The 4,669-nt window shown below is 67.8% G+C and carries 4 protein-coding genes; 3 read left to right on the forward strand and 1 reads right to left on the reverse strand.

Translation table 11 applies throughout. The features are described 5' to 3' along the window. The first annotated feature begins 619 nt into the window (after window positions 1–619). Genes AB0M52_RS30890 through AB0M52_RS30900 form a run of 3 tightly spaced genes read left to right on the forward strand, consistent with a single transcriptional unit; the run spans window position 620 to window position 3,575 of the window. Window positions 620–2,161, forward strand: a complete 1,542-nt coding sequence (locus AB0M52_RS30890) for a replication initiator (protein ID WP_363961022.1) — start codon at window positions 620–622, stop codon at window positions 2,159–2,161. Beyond that, window positions 2,158–2,355: an excisionase family DNA-binding protein gene (locus tag AB0M52_RS30895; protein ID WP_363961024.1), complete on the forward strand. Its 198-nt coding sequence runs from the start codon at window positions 2,158–2,160 to the stop codon at window positions 2,353–2,355. The genes AB0M52_RS30890 and AB0M52_RS30895 overlap by 4 nt, the downstream gene beginning before the upstream one ends. Next, window positions 2,355–3,575, forward strand: a complete 1,221-nt coding sequence (locus AB0M52_RS30900) for a tyrosine-type recombinase/integrase (protein WP_363961025.1) — start codon at window positions 2,355–2,357, stop codon at window positions 3,573–3,575. The genes AB0M52_RS30895 and AB0M52_RS30900 overlap by 1 nt, the downstream gene beginning before the upstream one ends. Before the next feature lie 241 nt (window positions 3,576–3,816). On the opposite strand, the gene AB0M52_RS30905 is transcribed toward AB0M52_RS30900, so the two are convergent. Next, the gene (locus AB0M52_RS30905; protein ID WP_363961027.1) at window positions 3,817–4,488 is read right to left on the reverse strand and encodes a hypothetical protein; all 672 of its coding nucleotides are present in this window, start codon (window positions 4,486–4,488) and stop codon (window positions 3,817–3,819) included. Window positions 4,489–4,669 lie beyond the last annotated feature (181 nt).

Genomic DNA, 4,669 nt, shown 5'->3' on the forward strand with positions numbered 1-4,669 from the left:
GTAGCCTGAAAGCAGGAACGACCCAAGATCGTCTAGCCGGACGTGTCACGGATCAAGTGACAACGATCCGTAACGCATCAAGTGGAGCCCGACACGGCCGGTAGCCGGTCCGGGCCAGCTCGGCACCGAGGTTCACGACGGGTTGACGGGTCGGCACCCGGTGCTACTCTGGCGGTCGTCGAGCACGCCAGTGCGGCCTTCCTGCCGGATCGCTGGGCTCGACCACAGAGATGCTGAGCGGCCTTCCTGCCGCTGATGCGGGCCAGATCCCGCCGGTTCTCGATCACGTTGGCCGCGATGTCGGCCCGGAATCCGCTGAGTGGCCCAGCACGGTCTTTCCGCCGTCACGATGGCCCGGATTCGCAACCCTCGACGGGTGGGGCTCGCCTGCGGCAACCCCGCCGGATGCCGACCTCCAGGCACCCCACCCGTCCCGGCCTCATCCAGCACGGCAACCGGAAGGACCTCACCTCAACGGCGGTCAGCCACATCCGCCCTCCGGCGTCAGCCGCCCTCCACGGCGGTGCCAGGAGACACCACGAACACCACCGACGGACAGCGTTCCGGCGACCGGTGGTGGTTCGTCGCCCGTCCCTGCCACCTGCCCTGAGGAGAGATCGTGTCCACCCTGCACCGTCCCGGCGTCGCCGTCGGGCGTGACGCCCAGGCTCTGCACCGGGCCGCCACCCCGGACTACTTCGGCTGGTTGGAGCACACCCGGACCGCCGGAGGTTGTGCCCGTCCGATCCGGCTGACCGGCACCATGACCGCCGTCGACCGGGACACCGGGCGGATCCTGGGCGAGCAGCACACCGACGGGCTGCCCGATCGGGTGCTCTACAAGGCGTGCGGCAACCGGCGTGCCGCCCAGTGCCCGGACTGCTCCTGGGCCTACGCCGGTGACGCCTTCCAGGTCATCCGTTGTGGCCTGACCGGCGGCAAGACCGTGCCCGCCACGGTTGCCCGGCACCCGGTCGTCTTCGCCACCTTCACCGCGCCGTCGTTCGGCCCGGTCCATCACCGGCACGTACCCCGGCACACCTGTGCCGACCGGCGGCGCTGTGACTGCCGACCGGCCCCCTGCCACGCCCGCCGTGACGCCCTCACCTGCCCGCACGGGCGGCCCGGGGCCTGCTTCGCCCGTCACAACGGTGCCGATCCGCTGCTCGGTCGGCCGCTCTGCTTGGACTGCTACGACCACGGTCACCAGGTCGTCTGGAACGTCTTCGCCGGTGAGCTGTGGCGGCGCACCAAGCAGGCCGTCGAGCGGTACCTTGCCGCGCTCTGCCGCCGACGCGGTATCCCGAGAGTCGAGGTCGTCACCGACTCGGGCCGGGTTCGGCGGGTGCCGCCGGTGCGGGTGTCTCACGGGAAGGTTGCCGAGATGCAGCGCCGGGGCGCGGTGCACTTCCATGTCCTGCTGCGTCTCGACGGGGTCGATCCCGGTGACCGGCACGCCCTGGTCCCGCCACCGGCCGGGATCACCGTGGACGACCTCGACGCCGCCGTGCACGCTGCCGCCCGGCAGATCGTCTTCGCCACTCCGCCGCATCCCGACCGGCCGCAGGGTTGGCCGATTGCCTGGGGCGCGCAGGTCGACGTGCGCCGCATCGGCACCGGCGACGGGGACGTGACCGATGCCAGGGTGGCCGCCTACCTGGCCAAGTACGCCACCAAGGCCACCGAGGTCACCGGCCACTGCTCCACCCGGCTCACCCCGGGCACCGTCGACGCCTACGCCGATCCGGAGGGCGACCACCTGGCCCGGCTCATCGACGCCTGCTGGCGACTCGGCCGCCCCACCCGGCACCGCACCAGCGACACCGCCGCCCAGGCCGACGACCGTCAAGGCGACCTTGACACCACACCCGATGTCTACGCCGGGCTGCGACGGTGGGCGCACATGCTCGGCTACGGCGGGCACTTCCTCACCAAGGCCCGCCGGTACTCGGTCACCTTCGGGCTGCTCCGCGACACCCGCGCCACCTACCGCGCCGATGACGGCTCAGTCACCGTCGGCACCCTGGCCTTCGTCGGCTCCGGGTGGCTCACCGACGGGGACGCGCTGCTCGCCAACACCGCCGCCGCCCAGCACCGGGAACGCAGCCGCGTCGGCCGGGAAGAACTCGCCCACGAGACGTGGTTGGGGGTGGCGGCGTGACCCGACCCCTCACCCCGCGCTGGTACTCCCCCGCCGAGGTCGCCGTGCTACTCGGCTTCGGCGTCTCCAAGGTCAAGATGAAGATCGCCACCGGCGAACTGCGCTCCATCAAGGACGGCAAGTACCGCCGCATCCTGCCCGAATGGGTCGACGACTACATCCGCGACCAGATCGACCGGCAGGAGGCCGCCTGATGCCCGCCCGTGCCCGCGCCAACGGCGAAGGCTCGATCTTCCCGTACCGCAACGGCTTTGCCGCGTACGTCTGGGTCACCAAGCCGGACGGGAAGCGCACCCGCAAGTACGTCTACGGCAAGACCCGGGACGCCGTCCACGACAAGTGGATCAAACTGCACCAGCAGGCCAAGGCCGGACCGGTGGCGACCAGTGTCCCGACCGTGGGCAGCTTCCTCGCCTACTGGCTGACCGAGATCATCGAGCCGAACCGGGCGCCGCTCACCTACGCCACCTACGAGACGTTCGTCCGCCGTTACCTCTCCCCCGGTCTCGGCACCAAGCGGCTCGATCGGCTCCAGGCGCGCGACGTGCAGACCTGGCTGAACCAGGTGTCCCGCACCTGCCAGTGCTGCGCCCAGGGCAAAGACGCCGCCCGCCGTCAGGAGAAGCGTCGCTGCTGCGCGGTCGGCCGGTGCTGCCAGGCGGTCCCGTCGACGCGCACGGTCAGCGACATCCGGGCCGCACTGCGGGCCGCCCTCACCCACGCCCAGGCCGAAGACCTCATCACCAAGAATCCGGCCGTGCCGGTCACCCTCGCCACCGTCCGCCGCCGACGCGGCAAGTCCTGGTCCAGCGACGAAGCACGCCGCTTCCTCGAATCCGCCCGCGCCGACACCGACCCGCTCTACGCCGCGTACGCCCTGGTCCTCGTCACCGGCCTGCGCAAAGGTGAAGCCCTCGGTCTCACCTGTGCGGACGTCGACCTCGACGCCGGAGAGCTGACCATCGGGCGGCAACTGCAACGCGTACGCGGGAAGCTCCTGCACCGCGACACCAAGACCCAGGCATCCGACGCCACCCTCCCGCTGCCCGACATCTGCCTGGCCGCACTCAAGCTGAGGAACGAGCAGCGCGACGAGGCACGGGCAGCCGCCGGTAAGGCGTGGCACGACAACGACCTGGTCTTCACCACCCGCTACGGCACGCCCATCGAGCCGCGCAACTTCCAGCGCTCCTGGCAGACCCGCTGCGACAAGGCGGCAACGAAGCCGATCACCGTCCACGACGCGCGGCGGACCTGCGCCACCCTCCTGGCCGACCTCGACGTGCACCCGCGAGTCGCCATGCAGATCCTCCGGCACGCCCGCTTCTCCGTGACGATGGAGATCTACACGCAGGTGTCCTCGCAGGCGACCCGGGACGCGCTCAAGCGCCTCGGCGAATCCCTGACGCGATGACGAACTGCTGTACTTCGCTGCTGTACGGGCAGCAGAAAGGCCACCCCCCGAAGCCGGGAAGTGGCCTGAGCTGCGTGGGCGATACTGGGATCGAACCAGTGACCTCTTCGGTGTGAATGTTGATCCCGCCTACCGATCCGTCACCAGTCGTGTCATCTGATGCGGTTGCTTGCGTCCCTTCTACCGCTGGAGATCCCCTAGCCGCGGTCAGCGCCGGACCTCTTGCTGACTTCTCGCTGACTCAGCCCCAGGCATCTCCAACCTCGGCCCCAACATCTCTACTGAATCGCGACTCGTTTCTCTCCTCCATCTCCTCAGCCTCGAAGTGTTCTTTCTCTCGACGCATCTCGGGCGGCAGATGCAGGAAGTCCTGATCAAACACAGTTGGCCTGAGAACCAGGACTGCGACTTTGTGCATCTCACCCATGGATCTCGTAAGTTCTTTCATTGCTCTTGCTGCTTTAGCTTCTGCCGGAACCAGGTCGGGCTTCATGTCACTTCTGACTGCGACCCCAACCTCGGAGCAGCCTTGGTTAACTACGACGAAGACCCTTTGAATATGCCCAAGCTGGACTTGGAGTCGCGCATCTAGGCAGGTAAGCAATGTCAGTATCAGCTTCTCGTTGAACTCCCTCTTGGCCTCAGCGAATGCGATAATTCTTTCCCTTTGATCTTCTGGGGACAAGTCAGACCAGGCATTCGATCGGCGAAACAGATTGGCATATCCGATATATGTATTGGCGGCGGATAAGAACTGCGCCACCGCCAATCGACCCTCTCTCCTAGCCTCGTCATGCCTGGCGACTAGTGACGCCATGCGCTCTTTTCGGGCGCTATGCCGAAGAGTGATTACGATGCCGAATAGGGCAATGAGAGCGGCTGCTATGGGCAGGTACGGAACGACGGATCCCATGTTGATGATTGAAGCAGGGCACCACCACTTCTGCCTGAGATGCCATCCCGTCTGCCGCCGACCCACACACCGTGGAGCGGACCAGGGCCAGGGTGACAAGGTGGAGCGCCCTACCGGACGAACGACCTTGTCGCCCTGGCCCTGGTCTGCTCGGCTTGCCTGGGTCGGTCAAGGACCAGCC

This window comes from Micromonospora sp. NPDC051296, assembly GCF_040682255.1.
Taxonomy (GTDB): domain Bacteria; phylum Actinomycetota; class Actinomycetes; order Mycobacteriales; family Micromonosporaceae; genus Micromonospora; species Micromonospora craterilacus.

Bases quoted from the DNA above. Each gene is read 5' to 3' on its own strand.
- AB0M52_RS30905 (WP_363961027.1), bottom strand. From the start codon at position 4,488: ATGGGATCCGTCGTTCCGTACCTGCCCATAGCAGCCGCTCTCATTGCC.
- AB0M52_RS30900 (WP_363961025.1), top strand. From the start codon at position 2,355: ATGCCCGCCCGTGCCCGCGCCAACGGCGAAGGCTCGATCTTCCCGTAC.